Genomic DNA, 19,977 nt, shown 5'->3' with positions numbered 1-19,977 from the left:
ACATGGCTAGCGAGCGTCATTTCTGACGGTCGTGCGTTTGGTCTTCGGAAGGCCAGAACCGCTCTGACGGCGGACCTTCTCCAGACGATGCCTGATTGCGGCCAGCTTGGTGATGAACTCGCTTGATCCGCTAACCCCGAATTCATCAGAAGCGAGTTCATCCAGTGCTTGCTGTTGTGGCGCAAAAGTTAATAGACGTTTGCGCGTTTTGGCCGTCAGGGTCATCTGCACGACCCGAGCATCGCTTGCGCAGTGCTTACGCCGTAGGTGTCCATTTTTCTCGAGCAGCTTTGAGTGGGTCGTGACAAAGGAAGGGTCGACGTGCATCAACTTTGACACCAAATTGACGGGGACACCGTTCTCCTTGCCCAAGTAGGCCACTGCCATCAGGATCATCCACTGTGGCCCAGTGATGCCAAGGACATTGGCTCGGAATCTCGCAAGCTCTTCGAGACACGCACTGATCGATCTGATCTCCCACATGAACGGCCGGATCATCTCCAGTCCGTCAGTAGAGACACTGCCAAGCGCGCTGGCTGGACCGGGCAAATCCGGCGGCATCGTAGGTCAGGTTCCATCCTTCACCAGCTTGCCTTAGCGCGTATTGGAGGTCGGTACAACGCCGTAAGAGCAAGCAAATCAAATCCTTGGTACGGTCCGGACGGATGGGGAAGCGTGCGCAAGGGCATAGCTGTTCGGGGGGACCTCGCTCATCAGCGGCGGCATTCACGGGGAACTTGCGTCGGGTCGATTCTGCACGCCGGTCGGATCGATGCGCCTGCCAGGTGAGATATCCGCGATTAGGGTCTGCTTCGTGCAACTCGCCGGCCTGTCCGCTCTCCTGCCGAATTTCTCTGGCGCATGCCGAGCCTTGGGGAGGCGCATGTCGCATTTACGTTTTCAGGGCCCACAGCGACATCGCGTCGACGTAACAACGCCCTGCGGCGAAAGGCGTTTATCCGGTAAACGTCCGTATAGTTCTTTCCAACTTTTCCATGTCCGCAGCCAATCTTCGTAGACTTGAGCTGGCCTTTGACTTCGTCTTAACTGTGTGAGCAACGGGGACAGCGAAATGCTTCTGTGATCGCGTCAAATCCGTCGAACTCAGCGGCTCTCAAAGATCAGTTGCAAGCGAAAATCTTCTCGGTTGATGCGTGCTGCGCAAGCGGCCGCCTCACGTGATCCCACGGCCGGCGCTATTTGCTCGATCGAACGAGTGCTCGGAGTTCGCTTTTCAGGCATGAGGATCTGAATTATGAGTGGTGGTTTTGACCGTTCGCCTGCGGTCTGCTTTCTTCTCGGCCTTCCGCGATCCGGGACGACGCTCCTGGCGCACTTGCTCCAGCACCATCCCTACATTGTGGCTCCGCCTGAACCCTGGTTGATGCTGGCACTTGAGGCGTTTGGCAGGGTCGATCAGCGACATCCGGCAGGACCCTCGCTGATTGAGGCTGCTACGTCCGAATTTTTGCGACGGATAGATCGCACGTTGGCCTGCCGGGCTTTTGCCGACACTGCGTACAGCCAGTATCTGGCGGCAACGGGCAAGCGCATCATCATAGACAAGACACCGCGCTATTGGACGGCGCTGGATTTTCTCGAAGCGGTCTATCCAGAAGCGCCACACATCCTGCTGATGCGCAATCCCTATGCCATCGCCGCTTCACTGAAATCGACGTGGGGCATCCCGCTCCGGGCAGAGAACACCTATCCGGTCAGCGTATCTGCTCTCGCTGATCTCATGCTCCGCCTGCCCGATGGCATAATATCGTCACTCGCCGATCTGGTTCTGGGCCTTCCCAGGCTCGCCGCGCACCGCACTCGGCCGCGGACGCAGCTGGTACAATACGAACTGCTCGTGGCGCATCCGGATCAGGAAGTCCGGCGCCTGCTGGCGGCGCTTGGCTGTGATCCAGCGGTCGCCGCGTCCGCGGGGATGGAACAAGCAGACTATCTTCGATCCAGCAGCTTCGGAGACCGAAAAATCCTGGAGCGAAGCGCGGTCGATGAAAGCTCTGTCAAAGCGTGGCAATCCCAATTGAGCGCTGACGAGATGCAAACGGTGACCGATCTGGTCGGCGCTGACCTCTTGATCGAACTCGGGTATGAGCAGGACCTGCTGCATGCACGACAAGCCGGAGTGGTGGATAGGGGAGGGGAGCTAACCGAACTCTATCGTCGGATATTCCGATCCTGGTGGGATTTGCGCAGTAGCAAGGCAGGAGCATTGTCCGGCCAATCTCAAACCGGTGAGTCAGTCGGCACCAAGAGCGTTCGTTCAGCATCCGACAGCTCCATCGCGGCTCAGTTGCAACACGTGCTGTTGGCCTCGGAAGCTGAGCGCGCTGCGGTGCTGGATGCCATTCAAAATCGCGACGCGGCCATCGAGATTTTGCGCGGCGAGGTCGAGCGGCTTGAGCGGGCCCTCAATATGCAATAGGGTGATCTGGATGCTTGCGATCAAAACACGCTGGCTGATTTAGCCAATAGTTAGCCCGCAACGAGTTGTCTGCGCGCCGGATGACTGGCGCAGGCGGCCGCACCAGCGGTTGAATGCGCTCCGATCTGCGGATCCAGGTTGCACATAAGCTTTGCGGCGAGCCGCGCGTCATGGCGAGCAGTTGTTCGCCCCCGGTACCTCTTATCGGGGCTGCAGCCGTCGACCGGCGAAGAACAAAGATCTTGCATCGAAAAGAACACATGCTGCCTAAACATCTGCGCCGTCTCGAGGCTGAATCGATCGAAATCATGCGTGACGTGGTGGCCGAGTTCAAAAAGCCGGTCATGCTTTATTCGATCGGAAAAGACTCGAGTGTGATGCTGCACATTGCGATCAAGGCCTTCTATCCCGGAAAGTTGCCTTTTCCCCTGCTCCACGTCGACACGACCTGGAAGTTCCGCGAGATGATCAGCTTCCGGGACGCGATAGCCAAGCGGCTCGGCCTCGACCTGATCGTTCATGTAAACAAGGAGGGCATCGAGCGCGGGATCAATCCGATCGACTCCGGCTCCGCGCTTCATACCCAAGTGATGAAGACAGACGCCTTGAAACAGGCGCTCGACCTCCACGAATTTGATGCTGCTTTTGGCGGTGCCCGCCGTGATGAGGAAAAGAGCCGCGCAAAAGAGCGGATTCTCTCCTTCCGTTCGGCCGGGCACGTATGGGACCCCCGTAACCAGCGGCCGGAGCTCTGGAACCTGTTCAACACTCGGATTCGCCAGGGCGAAACCATGCGCGTGTTCGCAATGTCAAACTGGACTGAGCTCGACGTGTGGGAATACATCATGAGCGAGAAGATCCCGGTCGTCCCGCTCTACTTCGCAAAGCAAAGACCGATCGTGCGTCGAAATGGCGCGACGATCATGATCGACGACAAGCGATTGCCGCTTTTGACTGGCGAGACGCCGCAAATGCGGATGATCCGTTTCCGCACGCTGGGATGCTATCCGTTAAGCGGGGCTATTGAATCCGATGCGGCGACGATCGAAGACATTGTCGCAGAGATGCAGACCGCGACGGTGTCGGAGCGCCAGGGCCGCCTGATTGATGCCGATGAAGCCGCTTCGATGGAGAAGAAGAAGCGGGAAGGCTACTTTTGATGCTTGCCAAACCGATAACGGAATCCGTCCAAGCCAAGCCAAAGGACCAGCTGCGATTCATCACATGCGGTTCGGTGGATGACGGGAAATCGACGCTGATCGGCCGACTGCTCCACGACAGCAAGATGATTTACAAGGATCAGATGACGGCGCTGGAACGGGACAGCGCCAAGCACGGCACTACCGGCCGCGAGATCGATTTCGCGCTGCTCGTCGACGGGCTTGAAGCCGAACGAGAGCAAGGCATCACGATCGATGTGGCCTATCGTTTCTTTGGGACGGAGCGGCGCTCGTTCATGGTGGCCGATACGCCAGGCCACGAGCAATATACCCGCAACATGGCAACGGGCGCTTCGAATGCCCAGCTCGCCATCATCCTCATCGATGCCCGCAAGGGCGTACTGGTCCAAACCAAGCGTCACTCATTCATCTGTTCGCTCCTTGGTATCCGTCAGCTCGTCCTGGCCGTGAACAAGATCGACCTCGTCAACTATAGCAAAGAGACCTTTGATCGGATCTTCGCCGACTATGTGACCTTTGCCGGCGATCTTGGGTTCGAATCGATCGTTCCGATCCCGATCTCTGCCAGGTACGGCGACAATGTCGTCAATCGCTCCGGCAACACGCACTGGTACGATGGTCCATGCCTGCTCGGTCACCTTGAGAGCATTGATATCCAGTCCGGCACCTCCGGGCAGGCTTTCCGCTTTCCGGTGCAGTGGGTGAACCGGCCCGACCTGGATTTCCGCGGTTATGCGGGGTCCGTGGCTTCGGGAAGCATCTCGGTGGGAGACGAGATCGTTGTCGCAGCGTCTGGACGAATCGCACGCGTCAGGCGGATTGTGACGCACGGCGGCGATCTGTCCTGCGCCGGCGCCGGCGATGCAATCACGATTACTCTTGAAGACGAAATCGATATTGGCCGTGGCGATCTCCTGGCGCGTCCGACCGAGCGGCCGGAGCTTGCCGACCAATTCGCCGCTCATCTGATCTGGATGGATGAGGACCCGCTCGTTGTCGGGCGCAACTACATTCTGCGCATCGGGCCGCAGACCACAGCCGGAAGCATTACTGCGATCAATCATCGGATTGACGTCAATACGCGGGAGCACCTGGCAGCCAGGACGCTTGGACTCAACGAGATCGGTTTTTGCAATGTCTCAACCGCACTGCCCGCGGCGTTCGATCCTTACGAGGCCAATCGCAAGACCGGATCATTTATCGTCATCGACCGATATACCAACCGTACGGTCGCAGCAGGGATGATCGCATGTCCACTGCGGCGGGCTGCCAACATCGCTTGGCAACCCGTTGCAGTGGGACGGAAGGAACGGGCCGCCCTCAAGAACCAGAAGCCTTGCATCATTTGGTTTACCGGCCTGTCCGGCGCAGGAAAGTCGACGATTGCCAACATCCTCGATCAAAAGCTGTTTGCAATGTCCCGGCATGCCATGCTGTTGGATGGGGACAACCTGCGGCACGGATTAAACGCCGACCTATCCTTCTCCGAGGCCGACCGCATGGAAAATATTCGTCGTGCCGGGGAAGTGGCCAAGTTGATCGCGGACAGTGGTTTGATCGCAATTTGTTCGTTCATCTCGCCCCACAGGGCCGAACGGGACATGGTGCGCAGTCTGGTCAGCAAGGAGGAGTTTGTCGAAGTTTTTGTCGATACGCCGATCGAAGAATGCGCGCGGCGCGATCCCAAAGGTCTTTATTCAAAGGCGAAGTCCGGAAAGATCAAGAACTTCACCGGCATCGATGCGTCCTACGAAGCGCCGATAAGACCCGAAATTCATCTCAGGACCATGGAGCAGACGCCTGAGCAAATGGCCCAAGCCGTGATCGATGTTTTGATGGCGCGCGAAATTCTTGGCGGTTAGTGTCCATCGAATCTATCACCTCGCATCGCACCATCGATTTAGCAGCAGTGCCCCTTACCAACCTGGTGGCCTGGCCAAGGCGACTCGGGTTAAAGCACAGGAATCAATCGGACTCATGCTCCAAGGGAACAAAATGGTCGCGTCTACACGTCGATTGCCTGCTTCTGGTTATGTGCTCGAAATCGACGGTCAATTGAAAACCGAATTCGCGACCAGAGACGGGGCCTTTGCGGGAGCTCAGGAACTCAAGAAGCGCCGTCCCATGCTCCAGGTCAGAATCTACGACGCCAGGACAAAGGCCAGAGAAGAAGTCCGACTTCCAGTTGCTTGAGAGTTTCGCTTCACGCAGTTTGCGCGTGTGGCTTGCGCCGTGCTCTCATGAAGCTGAGCCGCACAGCGTCTCGACTATCTGCCCTCGGTCTCTGGCGCTCGATAAGGGTCTCTCGTCCTTCCGGGGGCTAGTCGCATTCGGCGAGCGGGCGATTGATTGCCGGTAACCGATCTGGCGCGATCGCGCTAGCGTGGTCCCAATAAAAGCGGCGCCATAGACGCTTGGCGTCCTGCGCGTCAGCTTCTCGTCAGCTACCTCGCCTAGCATGGGTTCGACGATCCGAGTTTCCGGATCCGATCTGAACATATCGATCGAGATTGGAAGGGAGCAGATTCAACGCGGCCATCGCGGCTCCGCCTCTCACTGTAACAACTCCTTCAGCGCTTCTGCCGGCGCTTTTTCATCCTAGAAAGTCCGCTCTCGGTCCAGCAATGAGGTCGTCTGCAACGAGGGCGACTTCGTCAGGTCTTCATTGTGCGAAATGCTGATGCGACGGCCATTGAGCTTAAGGTGCGTGGGTGTTGATGGCGAAGTAAAGAGTTGAATTTAAAGCGGCTCACGGGCCGGCGATGGCCCAGCACTGCTCGTCACGCGACCCGCGCGATCGCACGGCTTCGACATTGCGGGTTTTGCGCCGCGCACGATGGCCGAGACTGCACCGCGGCTTGCTTCCGACCTCTCGATCGCCGCGGCCGCACAAGATGTCCATGCGCGCTACGAGCCTGGGTCGTGGCGACGCAAACGGATGGGGTACGTCCTCTTGGTTGTTGGTGCTCGGTTCCCTGCATTGAGACAAAACGACCGCACTCATTTCGATCCCGCTTTCTTCTAGATCCGATTCTGGACCGGTTAGATCTGTAGATCGACCTGCGTCCAACCGGAGGAGAAGACCCGAACGTTCCGTATGCGAAAGCGCTGCGGGGCGAAGGGCTGGCGGCTGCTGAAGCCAGGGACGCCGGCCGTCAGAGCGCCGCATCCGGGCACTCTCGCGCGCGATTGCGCCGATGCAATCGGCATGAGCATTAAAAATTGCCTGCTGCGAATCAATGCCAGCAAAACTTGGGTATCTGACACTGCGAGACGACACGTGAATGACCACATAGAGTCCAAAAGCTGCGTTCAAATCGACCCTGCCGATCTGCTGCCCGATGAGGGCGCTCGGCAGCGGTTCGATGCGATTGTGGATCGTGCAGCGGATGCGCGATCAACGTGGTTGCCGCTTGACGAGGAGATGCGAGCGACTCGTGGCGAGCTTCATCGCGTCGAGACCCGCCGCAAACGGCTGATATTGGCCCGCACCGCCGGCGATCCCAGCGCGGACAAGGAGGACGCGCAAATCCGTGACCTCGACGTGCAAGCCGCCGGACTCGCTGAAAAGTTGCGTTGCCTCATCGGTCGGGAGGCGACCGCTGCCGCCCGCATGCGGCGCTGCGGGAGCCTGGCATCCCGCTGCCGGGCCTTTCTGGTTCGCGGTAGCCTGCCATCGGGCATGCGTCTTGCCTCGGTCTCGCAAATCGCGCTGTCGGAGATTTTGAATCGAGACGAGCCGATCAGTGAGGCTCTCAAGCGCCTGCGCTTGCGCCTTGGCGAGCTCGAAGCCGAGGAGCACCGGATCCGCAGTGCGCCATTTCCCAGTGAGGCAAAGAAGCGAGACGCGGCGGCGCTGATCGCACGACTGGCGGAACGTGGGGCGCCGTCTATCACGGCTATGATTGATGACAACGCGAGTGAGATCAAATGGCCGGTCACCCTCCAGGAGCACCATCTGATGGCTGCCGTCCTCGATGCGGGCACGCGGGTTGTGGGCAGAGCGTCTGGCCAGGTTCCCGATGTGATCGGGCTGATCTGTTGGGTCCTTCGTGACACTCTGACCGAAAAGGTGAACGAACTGATCGACACCAACAGCGACGATGCCGCCGCGGTCCCGGCGGATGAGCGTGAAAAGCAGCTGGCCCAAATCGAAGCTGACAAATTGATGATCGAACGCAAGGAGGCCGCCCTAGTACAAGCCGCCCAGGATGCGGGCGAGGCCATCGAACACCGCACTGACATCAGCGTTCTGGCCGCGCTTCGGCTCGAGCTGGTCACGCCGGCACTATGACGACGGCACACCAATATTCTCGCAACTCATGAAAGAAGGCGGCGTTCAGGCTGGAACGAACCAGATCGCGCGATGAGCTGAGTGGGGAGTTCGCTTTGCAAGCGCGAAAAGCATGATGCTGGTTGCGATCGTTCCCCTTGAGATCGTTCCTAAGCGCTTCTGCGGCTTCTCCAAAGTCTTTTCGCGGATCGTGGTATGATCTTCGCAGCGAGCGCCGATGCGTAAGACGCGCGGCTGGTCGTGGTGAGGCTGCGCGCCAGTCAAACTTGGGCATGGGGTGCGTGCATGTATGAGCAGCCAAGCCGACACGTCCCAGCAACTCGCGCGCCAGACAGTCACGACGCTGAAAGAAGTGCGGGCTTACTGATCGCCCCCAGGGAAAAGCGCGCGGACGGCGGGGGCGTCGCTCGTGCGAGTTGCGTCACGAGGGGGCTTTGGCCTCAGGAGGTGCATGCACTGAGCGACCAAGCCATGCCTAGCTTGGCAACCAAGGTGCCAGACGGGGAGGCAAAATGGGGCGCCTGCGGTGTCGGCTTCCGAACGGGCGTGGTCGTCAATCAAGCGGTGCAGACGTGCAACGCTCACAAGCGGCGGTGTACGCGCGTTCGCGACCTCACGTTTCCTCGGCGAGCTGCGCCTCAAATGCCACCTGGCTTAGAGGCTGGCGATCTGACCATCCTGGTTGCAGGCATCATTCTTCACAGCCTGGATCGGTGGCAAGCACTTCCAAGGAAGCGGACGCGCACGTCAGGAAAAATTCACACGAGAAGAGTTCGGAAGAGGGTTGAAACGCACCTAACGTCAAGTTGTACGATCTGAAAATAGACGGCAAAGGTCGTCAGCGTTCCGAATTCCCAACGGGTGACAGTATGCGAATGTCTCAAGTGTCAGGCTCACGCAGGATCAGGCTTATTAGCAACTTCACCCATAAAGTGCGCCATGCCCGGATCTATATCCGCACGCGATGGGGCCGACGTGCAGCTTTGTCGGAACTTCAGCGTTCGCCTGAATGGCGGGGCTCGGGCGTAAGCCGATCGGCCGGCTCGCCTAACTTGTTATGCGAGATGGCGACGGCGCTCAAATCCTCGCATGCATGATGGCTGGATGAGAGTTGCGCCTCGCGCCAACTCGGTCCGCGGATGTGCAGCCAAGCGAATTCCTGGGAGAGCTGGATGATATCGGTGAGGAGCCTTGGGGGCATCGTTCTGCATCTGCTGCTGGATATGCAGGTCGTGATCGGCTGGGCTTTTGATGCGGCGCCAAGCGAAGCGCGGCTGCTCCCATGGCGTTTCGCCCAGTAACAGATGAGCCGAGGGAGCCACGCGCAAGGGGACTCAAGTCGCGTCATCGCTCCAGATCCGTCGACGAACACAATTTAAGGGGAATGATGTGACAAGACAGCGCTCTCTGCTGACGCCTGGTCCATTGTCGTTGTCGCTGGCGGTCAGGAGCCAGATGCAGATCGACCTCGCATCGCGCGATTGTGAGTTCAAGGAAGTGACAGCCCGCATGAGGCGGCTGATGCTCAATCTGTTGGGAGATGCCGAGGCCTATTCAGTGGTCCCTATTCAGGGAGGCGGCTCCTTTGCAATGGAAGCCGCTCTCTCTTCATTCGTGTCCAAGGACGACAAGCCGCTCGTTTGCATAAACGGCATCTATGGCGAGCGCATCTTCAAGATTCTGCGGCTGTGGGGCATCGAAGCACTGAAGCTTGTCAACCGAGCTACCGAGCCCGTGGATGCCCAGGAAGTTGCCGAGCATCTGAGCCGAAATCCCGGCATTACCCACCTCTGTCTCGTGCATTGCGAGACGACGACCGGAATCGTCAATCCGATGGATGCGATCATGGGGGAGGCGAGGCGGCGTGGTGTCAAGACGATCGTCGACGCCATGAGCTCGTTTGGCGCGATTGAAATTGACCTGAGCCGGGGTGGGCCAGACGTCCTGGTGACGTCGAGCAACAAGTGTATCGAAGGGCCGCCTGGAGTAGCTTTTGTCATCGCGTCTCGCGAACTGCTGGAAAATGCGGTTCAAGCACCAAAGTCATTTGTGCTCGACGTGAGAGATCAATGGCTCTCGCTCGAGCGCACCGGAGAGTGGCGGTCGACCCCTCCCACTCACATCGTACAGGCAACGACGAAGGCCTTGGAGATTCTGGAGGGGGAAGGCATTGATGCAAGGCGCCGCAGGTATGAGAAGGTCAGAGACGATCTCGTCCGAGAACTCGAAGGGATAGTGTCTCCGCTGCTGTCCGCCGACTTGCAGTCGCCGGTCTGCGTCGCATTCAGCGCGCCATCCGGAATCGCGGATCAAGCTGGGTTTGATGGGCTATATCGTCACTTGGCGGCCCACAACCTTTATGTCTACTCGAGGCTGCACCTTGCGACGCGCAGTTTTCGGGTCGGTTGCATTGGCGAAATCCAGCCCAGTTGGATCGAGCATTTGGGGTGCGCCTTTCGTGCATACTTTCGGTCCGGTCCGGCTCCATCAGCGGGGGCGGTGTCAGCCCAGGAGGCTTGCGAGCGCCGCGTCGAGATGTCACCGCCGTTCAAAAGGACCTCGCAGCTGCCGTTCTCTGCCGAAACGGCTGTTCTGCACGCGGGCTATCGACGCGATCCGGTGACGAAAGCTGTCGCAGTGCCGATCTATCAGAACACGGCGTACGAACTCGATGGCGATCTAAATCACATTGCGGACGTCTACAACGTCAAGGCGGATGGGTTCACCTATACGAGGATCATCAATCCGACGACCCGCGCGCTGGAAAGAAGGTATGCCGCGGTCGACATGGGACGCGACTCGCTCGCCGTCGCCTCAGGTCAAGCGGCGACGTTCCTTGCCATCGTCAACCTATCAAGCGGCGAAGTGGGGGACAATGTCGTCGCCTCACCGTATCTTTATGGCAATACGTGGAACCTGCTCCACAACACGCTAAAGCGTCTTGGTATCAGCGTCAGGACGGCAGACCCTCGAGAGCCCGAGACTTTCGAACGTGCCATCGATGATCGCACGATCTGCCTGTTCGGAGAGGTGATTTCGAACCCTTGCCTGATTCCACTTCCGGTCAAACAGCTTGCTGAGATCGGCCGAAAGTACGGCGTGCCTTTGGTCGTGGATAATACGACGACCCCACTGGTGTGTCGGCCGTCAGATCTCGGTGCTGCGATTACGACCTACTCCGCTACGAAATACATATGCGGCCATGGCACGACGCTTGGCGGTCTGATCGTTGACAACGGCAAGTTCAGCTACCGGGGAGCCTCTCGCTTTCCCTTGTTCAACAGTCCCGACGAGGCGCATGGCGGGATCATCTGGCGCAACGCGCTGCAAGATGTCGACGATCTTGGAAAAAGCGAGGTTCTCCTAAAGGCTCGCATGACGTGGTTGCGCGATACTGGCGCGGCCATCGCCCCCTTTGCGAGCTTTCAGCTCATCCAGGGCCTTGAAACGCTGCCCCTTCGCATGAAGCAGCACTGTGCAAACGCCAGGATCGTGGCCGACGTTCTCAAGGAGCATCCAAAAGTGCGCCGTGTCGTCTACCCAGGGCTGTTCGAAGGAGCCGATCGGGACACCGCCGATCAGACACTCAATCCAGCATACGGACACGGCGCGATGGTCATGTTCGAGGTGGAGGACGAACAGGCCGGGCGCAAGTTCATCCAGAACGTCGATCTGATGTATCACGTTTCGAACGTGGGGGATGCCCGTACGCTCGTGACGCATCCTGTTTCGACGACCCACACCACCGTTCCACGGGAGAAGCGGGAAGCCGCCGGCATATTTGGCGGCTCGATCCGACTTTGCGTCGGCATCGAAGATGTCAATGACATCGTACGCGATCTCGACAGGGCGCTTTCCGCAATCTGACAACTTGTAAGGCGATCAGGAAGAGGTTCTCATGAATCAGGCAGACGCTTGGAAACTGAGGTCGTCACGTTATGAGGCTGTTCAGTTCAGCCGCGAGATCAATAAGCAACTCTCAGAACTGAGACCCGACAATATAACGGGAGCCGCCTATATCGCCAAAGACTACGCTGTAATTGCCGCTTGCACGCTCGCGACGGTTTGCGTCTCCTGGTGGCTGTACCCGGTCGCCGTGCTTTTGATCGGCGCCTACCAGCGCGGCCTGACGACGATCGCTCATGATGCGGCTCACCGTACGCTCGCGAAGAGCACGACCTGGAACTACGTCCTCGGCATTCTGTTCGCTGCCTATCCCCTGTTCCAGCGCCACTGGGCCTACCGGATCTCGCACGTCTATCTGCATCATCCGTATCTCGGCGACCCGGACAAGGATCCCGACCTGAAGTTCTTCATGGCCAATGGTGTTTACGACGTTCAGCCTCCTGAGCGGTACGCGTTCAATATCATCTGGAAGCCGATATTTGGTGGCGCGACGCTGGCCTATCTGAAGTATCTCTGGACCAATCGGTTTTCGATCACAGATGCCGACGACCAGAGCCGCTCGAGCATACTCATCGATAGGTATGGGTTTTACCTTTTCTGGATCGGCATCCTGGCCGGATCATATGCTCTTGGGCTGCTCCACATCGTGATCCTGTTTTGGATCGTGCCCTATCTCACAACGTTTCAGGTTCTCGGGTGGTTTGTCGAGCTCGCTGAACACTCACCGATGTGCGAAACCGAGACGCAGAACGTCTACCTAACCAGGAATCGGAAAGGAAATTTCCTCGAGCGGGCCATCCTTGGACAGAATCTGGATGAGTACCACCTTGAGCATCACCTTTCGCCGGGCATCCCATTCTGGCTTTTGCACAAAGCCCAGAAGATCCGGATGCTGGATCCGGGTTATGCAAAGGTTGCCGCAACCTGGGGTGGGCTCTTCGTCAAGGGGCCGCAAGGTCAACCCAGTGTCATAACTCAGTTGAAGGAGCGAAATCGGCGCTTGTATGAGCAGTCGCTGGCCGACGCCCAAGCCAAGGGGCAAGTGGCGTGACATTGCAACGGTCGGACAAGGTCCGTGCCGTGGTCGGCGTCACCTCGAACCGTCTTTTGGTCGATGGTGTGCATCGCGACTGGCTGCGGCGCAAATACGTCAAGGCCCTGCTTCATCATGCGGGCGTGGCGTGCGTCATATTGCCGACGATCGACGCTGAAGATGCGAGGGTCGAGGTCGCCCGGGCGATCATGGGCGCGCTCGACGGCCTGGTCTTGACGGGAGATGAATCGAATATTGACCCTGCCGTCATGAAAGCTCCTGCATCCTATCCAGGGGCCGATCAGCAGGACGTCGAGCATGGTCTCCGTGACCGCCCACGAGACAGGTTGTCCGCTGTAGCCATCGGGAGGGCGATCGCGCTCGGAATGCCGATCCTGGGCATCTGCCGTGGGCTTCAGGAGCTCAACGTCCATTTCGGCGGTACGCTCCATCCATCGCTTGCGGAGTGGCGGCTGGGAAGTGCCCTGATGCATGCCGAGAAACCGGATCGTCCGAGAGACCGCCAGTACGATGCCGCGCACACCGTGAGGATATGTTCGGATGGAGGGCTCTTTCCGATCGCGCGCGTCATCGAAGCGCAAGTAAACTCCCTACATAATCAAGGCATAAAGGCGCTTGCTACTGCGCTGAAGCCGGAGGCGTGGGCGCCTGATGGTCTGGTCGAAGCAGCTTCGGTCATTGGTGCGCCAACCTTGCAAATCGGCGTGCAATGGCACCCTGAATGGCACGTCGCGACCGATCTCCTGAGCAAGCGACTGTTCACGGCCTTTGGAGAGGCGTGTATTGCGTACTCCCAAACAAAGAAACACTAGAGGCGGATTGTGACGTTTCAAACCAAGCGCGGTCCGTCCAGGTCGAAAGACGGGTCTCTCGGAGCTGATGCACAAGGATGGTTCTGGGGGCGCGCTGCGCCGCGCCACCGGCAGGGGAAGGGTGGACGATTGACAAGACGCTTCGCTCTGGGAGTTCTCTTTGTGGCGCTTTATGTCGTCGTGAGCGCGGCAGGCGAGGTTTATGCGGCATCGTATTTTCAGCAGGCAGACGTATTCGTCGCTCTTCTCGTGTCCTTTGCCGCGGTGTGTCTGACATTCAATCTCCTGGCGAGGCACGAGAGCGGAACGGCACGAGCTGCGAAGTCGGCGCTCCCGGTTTTTGTGTCGCTCAATGTCGTGACCGCGATCAGTTGGATAGGGTTGTTTATCGGCCTGAAACACGCCGAACCTGCGATCGTCGTTGCGTTCATGGTGGCGTTAGGACCCGCCGCAACGGTGTGGTTAAACGCGCTGATCAGGCGGCAGGGCGTCCCTCCAGCATCCGATATCGTCGTGAGCGTTACGATCGCGGCGATTGGAAGTTACATGATCTGGATTTCGGCGACCGGCAACGCTGGCGTGGAGTGGGGGGCTCGATCGTCCGTTGGCATCGTCTTGGCGATCATGGCCGGCCTATCGCTCGCCCTTACAAATATACTCGTCAAGCTATTGTTCGACCGAGGATTCTCCGGTCGACAGGTGCTGGCGCATCGCTTTTACGGAACGATCCTTTTGCTGCTGGGATTGGTCGACCATTCCTCCATCCTGTTTGAGATCTCACAGCATTGGCTTGCGATCGCAACGATTGGGCTATCCACGATCATCGTTCCTTTGCTCTTGATCCAGGAGGGCATTCGCCGCGTAGAGCCCTTCACGGTCAACATGGTCCTGTCCACCGCCCCTGTCATCACTTTCCTGTTCCAGTACTTCGATTCTCGCATCGTTCCTTCGCCACACACGTTCGTTGGAAATGTTCTCATTACGGCTGTCGCCCTCAGCAACGTCTACCTGCAGTATCGGAGGTCCGCATGAACGAACGGAATTGTGTAATCGTCGACGCATATTCGACTGGCCGATTTCTGCCGGAAGAGTTCAAGCGGTATGGAATCGGAACAGTGCATGTGATGTCGGCTGCACAGATTCCGCCCATCTTCCAATCCCATTTCAATGCGGAACTGTATGATGAAGTCATTCGCCCGCCCGAGCGCATGGGATACGAGGAGATCGTTGAACACCACCTCCAGGCTCTCCATGGCAAGGAGCTGGAGTTCGTTATAGCGGGGTGCGAGACCGGAGTTGAGTTGGCCGATTCCATCTCGGAGCGGCTGGGCTTACCTACAAATGGGACCGCCCTTTCAGCTGCCCGGCGCGACAAATCGCGCCTGTCCGAGGCGTTGGCCGCGGCAGGCGTGCGATCGATCCGACAAGTCGTGTCCGACAATGCCGGCGAAATCGCAAGCTGGAAGCGTGAACAGAACTTCGATGAGATCGTGATCAAGCCGCTGAACAGCACAGGCACGGAAGACGTATTCTTTTGCTCGACGGATGCGGATGTTGAGCGCGCTGTAACTGCCATCGTCGGGAAGACGAACCGTGTCGGAGCGCTCAATCAATCAGCACTTGGACAGGAGAAAATTAGCGGCCAGCAATATACCGTAAATGCCGTCTCGATCGACGGGGAGGCCTTCGTCACGGAGGCCTGGACCTATGACACTGTTCCTATTGAGGGCGCGTCGTCGGTCTGCTCACTAGAGCGGTTGTTGGGTGGTAAGGAGCCAATCGTCCTTGAACTGTCCGACTACCTTGTGCGTGCGTTGCGGGCGCTTCGGATCGCCGACGGACCTGCTCATGCCGAGATCATCGTCGATGATCGGGGACCAGTTTTGGTCGACTTCGGAGCCAGGCTGCAAGGAACCATGTCGGCAAAAGCCCGGACGATGGCTTTGGGCCACAACCATTTGACGCTCACGGCGTGGCGCTACGCAGATCCCAAAGGCTTTGCCGAGTATATGAGGCGACGCGGGGTTTACAAGCGGCAGGCTCATGCACTGTGCGTCTCGCTGATTTCCGACATGGGCGGTATTGTTGCCGGCTATCCTGGACTCGATGCGATCGGCAAGCTCCCGAGCTTCGCGGACGCCATTGCATTCGTTCCGATAGGTCAAAACCTGATTCCGACGATCGACCTGGCGTCGACGCCAGGCATTGTGTATCTCGTGAATAATGACCTGATACAGCTTGAGGATGATTATCGCCAATTGCGTGCGATGCGGATGGATCAGGTGTTCGATTTGGTGGCGCAGGAAGCCAACCAATGACCGTCACTCGGGCAGATGGCGCAAATTCAACCGCCGCCGCGATGATCGGTGTCAGCGACTTCGATGGCATTCTTCGAGGCAAGCACGTCCTAGGTGAAGATCTCTCGGGTCGGGATAAAATTATCAGGTTCTCCGAAGCGGTGCTCGCGTGGGACTGTTCGGACCGGGTCATCCCGGCGAGGTTCATGCAAAAGTCGCTGTCAGCATTCGGAGACGCCGATCTTCGTATTCTCTCGGGCACCGGCCGTCCCGTGTCTTATGTCGGCGATCAGTATCTCTATCTCGCCGAGTTTAGCGGCGCACATGAGAGCGTCTGCCCGCGTGGTATTCTGCGTAAGGTCCTACGAAGGGCTGCTGATCACGGATACCGCTGCACTGCCGGGTTCGAGTTTGAGTTTATGCTGTTCAAGGAGAACGCCGACACAATCGAAGACAAGCCGTTCGGCCAATGGGCTCCGTTAACGCGGGGCCCGTTTGGCTACTCGATTGCGCGTTCTGTCGCGCATCAGGAGCTGTTCGGTGAGATCCTGGCGCTTTGTGAGAAATCCAAAATACCTCTCAGCGGGCTGCACTTTGAAACGGGACCTGGCGTGATTGAAGCGTCGCTTAGTCATTGTGACGCCCTGGAAGCTGCCGATCGAGCAATCATATTCAAGTCGATGATAAAGGCCTGGGCGCAAACGCGCGGCATGATGGCTACATTCATGGCCAAGGTTTCCGAGAAATGGCCAGGCCAGTCCGGCCATATTCACATCTCGATGTCCTCAGACAGTCAGAATGCGTTTCACGATAGTGAGGCGTTTCGCAACGTCTCGAAGCTTATGAGGCAGTTCATCGGCGGACAATTGAAATACATGAATGAGTTCTGTGTGCTCGCCGTGCCGAACTTCAATAGCTACAAGAGATTGGTACCCGAGTGCTGGGCACCAATCTGTCCGAGTTGGGGCGTTGACAACCGCTCGTGCGCGGTACGTGTCATTCCGGGAGAGCCGTCTGCACATCGCCTCGAATACAGGCTACCCGGCGCAGACCTGAACCCATATCTTGCCCTCGCATGTGCCATCGGTTCCGGCGTATTGGGCATCGAGACAAATGCGGTGCTCCCGGCTCCGATCGTCGGTGATGCAAGCGCGGAGATTTGCCTTCCGTCCGGACGACTGCCTCAAAGCCTCTCAGAGGCAACTTATCGGTTTGCACAGTCCCCGGCGGCCAATGATGTCTTCGGAGAAGGATTTGTTGAAGCCTTTTCTTGCTCCCGTCGCTGGGAATGGGAAGCCATTCAACATCGGGTCACCGACTTTGAACGTCGGCGGTACTTCGAGATCATCTAGTTTGAGCCGCAGCTGCGCACTGCTGCAACCATTTGGTTGATCATTCGCACATCGGGTCTTATCACATCATGTGAATGGCGCCGGACGGCTGGTGCGGCTGCCTGTAAGGCGGAATTCGAGGCTTCGTGTCACGAAGGCGTTAATCAAGCGCAAAGGCAAACGCTGGTCCCGAGATGTGGTCGCCTGTTCACCGGTTCAGTTGAACATCATCTCTCGTCGGTATGGCATCCATTGCCCCGACCATCATCGACGGTGTGCATGCCGAAGCTCCACTTGCTCTCCGCTCAATGAGCACTGCCGCGACATCGCATTTCTCCGATGATGGCTGCAGACTTCGACAGCGCGAAGTCAATGCTGAACGCAAGCCGCCACGCGTTGCTCGCCGACGGAATGTGCGACTATCCAAATCAATGGCACAACGACCCCGAGACGGCTCAAGGGCTCCTGCAGAACCGGCCGAAGGGTCATGAGGGTGATCGCGATCGCCGCCGCGCGGTGCCCAATATGATCGGCGCCGGCATGATCGGCGCCGATCATGCCAAAGTCAGGATGAGGCGTGCCGCAGGTGCCGTCGAGCAGCAGCATCTGCATGCCGATTGGGCCGAGAGGGTATCGCAGCTGTGAGGGAGCCTCATCGACATGTCGACGAAGCCGCTGTCAGAGCTTTGGTGGACGCACGCAAGAAGATCGTTATTGCCGTCGAGCTTGGCCGCTTCAGCCAAAGGCATTCACGCGAGGCGGCGGCGAGCCATTCGCCCGGAGCGTTCGCCGGTTGGCAGCAGCAGCGGCACCGAAACGGCCGGCGCGATCATGATCGTCATCGGCATTCGTGCCGCCGACTGTTGAGCGGCAGCAGCGGCACAAGAAGGCATCTCGCTGCGCGTAATCGAAAACGAAGCAGTCGGTCTGGTGTCCTCTTTGGACGACGGGTAGTTGGCGGCCTCATCTACGAGTCGGATCGTGATGTTGCAGAGGAAGAAACCGATGAGCGTCCGCTTGATCGGCGGTTCGATGGAGCGGGCGGGTCATAGAAAAAGTTCTCGGCTTCAACGGTTCGGCCATATTTCCAATGGAACTGTTGAACCCATTGATTGTATACAAGAAATAACGTTTTAACAGCTGAGTCAAAAATCAAGTCCGATTGTTGAAGCCATGGATTTTCAAGAGCTTAACAACGACCAGCGCCGTGAGGCGGTCAATAGTCAGCAGCGCTTCCAGGCCCTGAGGGACGCCAAGGAGACCTACGATGCTCATCGGGGTTCCCTGACTTGGTTGCAGTCTAAAGGCCGCGAATACCTCGTCCGGAGCTACTACGACAAAGCGGGCCTAAGGAGGCAAGCCTCGCTCGGCGCGCGTTCCCCCAAAACTGAAAAGATGAAGGCGGACTTCGAAGCTAAACGCGCTGCTGCAGAAGACCGGCTGAAGAACTTGCGCGATACCATGGAGCGGCAAGCCGCGGTCAATCGTGCGCTCGGCTTGGGCCGCGTACCGTTGATTGGTGCCCGGATCATGCGCGCTCTCGACGGCGGAATGTTGGGTTCTGGGATTCGGATTCTCGGGACAAACGCGATCTACGGTTATGAGGCCTCTTCCGGCGTCAGACTCGATCCGGGCTTCGCCACGACGGAAGACATCGATCTGGACGCGCGGGACGGACTTACGTTGGTCGCGGACGACGACGTCTCTGAGGGATCGCTCATGAAGATACTCAGGCGATTGGACACCAGCTTTGAACGCGCCAAGCAGACGTTCCGTGCTGTAAACCGGGACGGCTATCTCGTCGATTTGATTAAGCCAATGCAGGGCCCACTTTGGAAGAAGGCTCCAGACAAGATCGGCTCTGACCCGGAAGATTTGACTGCCGTGCAAATCGAAGGACTCGATTGGCTGCAGAATGCTCCCGCCTTCGAGGCGGTCGCGATCGACGAAAAGGGCCAACCGGTGCGCATCGTAGCTCCAGATCCGCGAGTTTGGGCCGCCCATAAACTATGGCTGTCCCGTCGTGCGGACAGGGAGGCGCTCAAACGCCAACGCGATGCAGCGCAGGCCAAAGCCGTAGGCGCTTTGGTGGCCAACTATCTTACTCACCTCCCGTTCGACGCAGAGCAATTGAGGATGCTTCCGAAAGAGGTGGTGGAAAGCGCGGCGCGTCTTTTCGCTAAGCAAGATAGCGCTGCGCGAGCCTAGCAGCCAGGGTCGGCAACAACGGCTCCGGCATATCCGGCGCCGATCATCAGCGGCACCATGATGATGAACAGCATGCTGCTGCTCATCGGCATGCCGGCGATTATGATGCCGGCATCATCATCATCACCAGCAGCACGACCAGCACCAGCTTGAGCATTGCGATCGGCGCCGCCGGCAGCCCAGCGGCTGCTGGCATCTAAGAGCCATCAAAACGGCGAGCGATCACCGTGAAATCGCTTGCGTACGTACGGCGAAATCTTTGGCGTTAATGTTCCGTTTTTCAGGCTTGGTCGCTGATTTCCAAGACCGGATATCGACTTACAGAATCGAGTCGTTCTTAAAGCTCGCAATCGAGACGCTCTTATACTTCGAGCGAGTAAAGTGGACGAATAACAAGTGTCGGGACCAATCAAAAGCGAGTCGCTTAACCCATTGATTTGTATTGAGCCGCCAA

General features: G+C 58.2%; 15 protein-coding genes. 14 read left to right on the top strand and 1 reads right to left on the bottom strand.

Going from position 1 to position 19,977, the window contains the following annotated elements:
* Nucleotides 1-6 precede the first annotated feature (6 nt).
* Nucleotides 7-561 carry a MarR family winged helix-turn-helix transcriptional regulator gene (locus tag ACVIYL_RS42920; protein ID WP_456781495.1) on the bottom strand — a complete coding sequence of 185 codons (555 nt, stop codon included), beginning with the start codon at nt 559-561 and terminating at the stop codon, nt 7-9.
* 694 nt (nt 562-1,255) lie between these two features.
* Between ACVIYL_RS42920 and noeE the strand changes: the two genes are divergently transcribed.
* From noeE to ACVIYL_RS42850, 14 genes are all read left to right on the top strand, one after another.
* The gene (gene noeE, locus ACVIYL_RS42915; RefSeq protein WP_456781494.1) at nt 1,256-2,440 is read left to right on the top strand and encodes a nodulation protein NoeE; all 1,185 of its coding nucleotides are present in this window, start codon (nt 1,256-1,258) and stop codon (nt 2,438-2,440) included.
* Nucleotides 2,441-2,700: 260 nt separating this feature from the next.
* Nucleotides 2,701-3,600, top strand: a complete 900-nt coding sequence (gene cysD, locus ACVIYL_RS42910; protein ID WP_456781959.1) for a sulfate adenylyltransferase subunit CysD — start codon at nt 2,701-2,703, stop codon at nt 3,598-3,600.
* The gene (gene cysN / locus ACVIYL_RS42905) at nt 3,600-5,483 is read left to right on the top strand and encodes a sulfate adenylyltransferase subunit CysN (protein ID WP_456781493.1); all 1,884 of its coding nucleotides are present in this window, start codon (nt 3,600-3,602) and stop codon (nt 5,481-5,483) included. Before cysD ends, cysN begins: the two co-directional genes overlap by 1 nt.
* A gap of 1,418 nt (nt 5,484-6,901) precedes the next feature.
* On the top strand, nt 6,902-7,915 hold the full coding sequence (locus ACVIYL_RS42900; RefSeq protein WP_456781492.1) for a hypothetical protein: 1,014 nt from the start codon (nt 6,902-6,904) through the stop codon (nt 7,913-7,915).
* Nucleotides 7,916-9,087: 1,172 nt separating this feature from the next.
* On the top strand, nt 9,088-9,216 hold the full coding sequence (locus ACVIYL_RS42895) for a hypothetical protein (RefSeq protein ID WP_456781491.1): 129 nt from the start codon (nt 9,088-9,090) through the stop codon (nt 9,214-9,216).
* An 88-nt stretch (nt 9,217-9,304) separates the two neighbouring features.
* Nucleotides 9,305-11,782: a 2-aminoethylphosphonate--pyruvate transaminase gene (locus ACVIYL_RS42890; protein WP_456781490.1), complete on the top strand. Its 2,478-nt coding sequence runs from the start codon at nt 9,305-9,307 to the stop codon at nt 11,780-11,782.
* 31 nt (nt 11,783-11,813) lie between these two features.
* Complete coding sequence (gene rtxC / locus ACVIYL_RS42885; RefSeq protein ID WP_456781489.1) at nt 11,814-12,872, top strand: dhydrorhizobitoxine desaturase; 1,059 nt, start codon at nt 11,814-11,816, stop codon at nt 12,870-12,872.
* Complete coding sequence (locus ACVIYL_RS42880) at nt 12,869-13,687, top strand: gamma-glutamyl-gamma-aminobutyrate hydrolase family protein (RefSeq protein WP_456781488.1); 819 nt, start codon at nt 12,869-12,871, stop codon at nt 13,685-13,687. Before rtxC ends, ACVIYL_RS42880 begins: the two co-directional genes overlap by 4 nt.
* 162 nt (nt 13,688-13,849) lie before the next feature.
* Entirely contained in the window at nt 13,850-14,719 is an 870-nt protein-coding gene (locus tag ACVIYL_RS42875; protein WP_456781487.1) for an EamA family transporter, read from the top strand.
* Nucleotides 14,716-16,005 carry an ATP-grasp domain-containing protein gene (locus tag ACVIYL_RS42870; protein WP_456781486.1) on the top strand — a complete coding sequence of 430 codons (1,290 nt, stop codon included), beginning with the start codon at nt 14,716-14,718 and terminating at the stop codon, nt 16,003-16,005. The genes ACVIYL_RS42875 and ACVIYL_RS42870 overlap by 4 nt, the downstream gene beginning before the upstream one ends.
* Nucleotides 16,002-17,336 (top strand): glutamine synthetase family protein, encoded by a 1,335-nt coding sequence (locus tag ACVIYL_RS42865; RefSeq protein ID WP_456781485.1) that lies wholly within the window; start codon nt 16,002-16,004, stop codon nt 17,334-17,336. Before ACVIYL_RS42870 ends, ACVIYL_RS42865 begins: the two co-directional genes overlap by 4 nt.
* A gap of 351 nt (nt 17,337-17,687) precedes the next feature.
* Complete coding sequence (locus ACVIYL_RS42860) at nt 17,688-17,960, top strand: hypothetical protein (protein WP_456781484.1); 273 nt, start codon at nt 17,688-17,690, stop codon at nt 17,958-17,960.
* A gap of 15 nt (nt 17,961-17,975) precedes the next feature.
* Nucleotides 17,976-18,182, top strand: a complete 207-nt coding sequence (locus tag ACVIYL_RS42855; RefSeq protein WP_310881356.1) for a hypothetical protein — start codon at nt 17,976-17,978, stop codon at nt 18,180-18,182.
* Between the two features lie 306 nt (nt 18,183-18,488).
* Nucleotides 18,489-19,523, top strand: a complete 1,035-nt coding sequence (locus tag ACVIYL_RS42850; RefSeq protein WP_456781483.1) for a GSU2403 family nucleotidyltransferase fold protein — start codon at nt 18,489-18,491, stop codon at nt 19,521-19,523.
* Nucleotides 19,524-19,977 lie beyond the last annotated feature (454 nt).

Source organism: Bradyrhizobium sp. USDA 3315, assembly GCF_054056795.1.
Note: the sequence above shows the minus strand (reverse complement) of the source record. Positions and strands in the feature narration are given on the sequence as shown.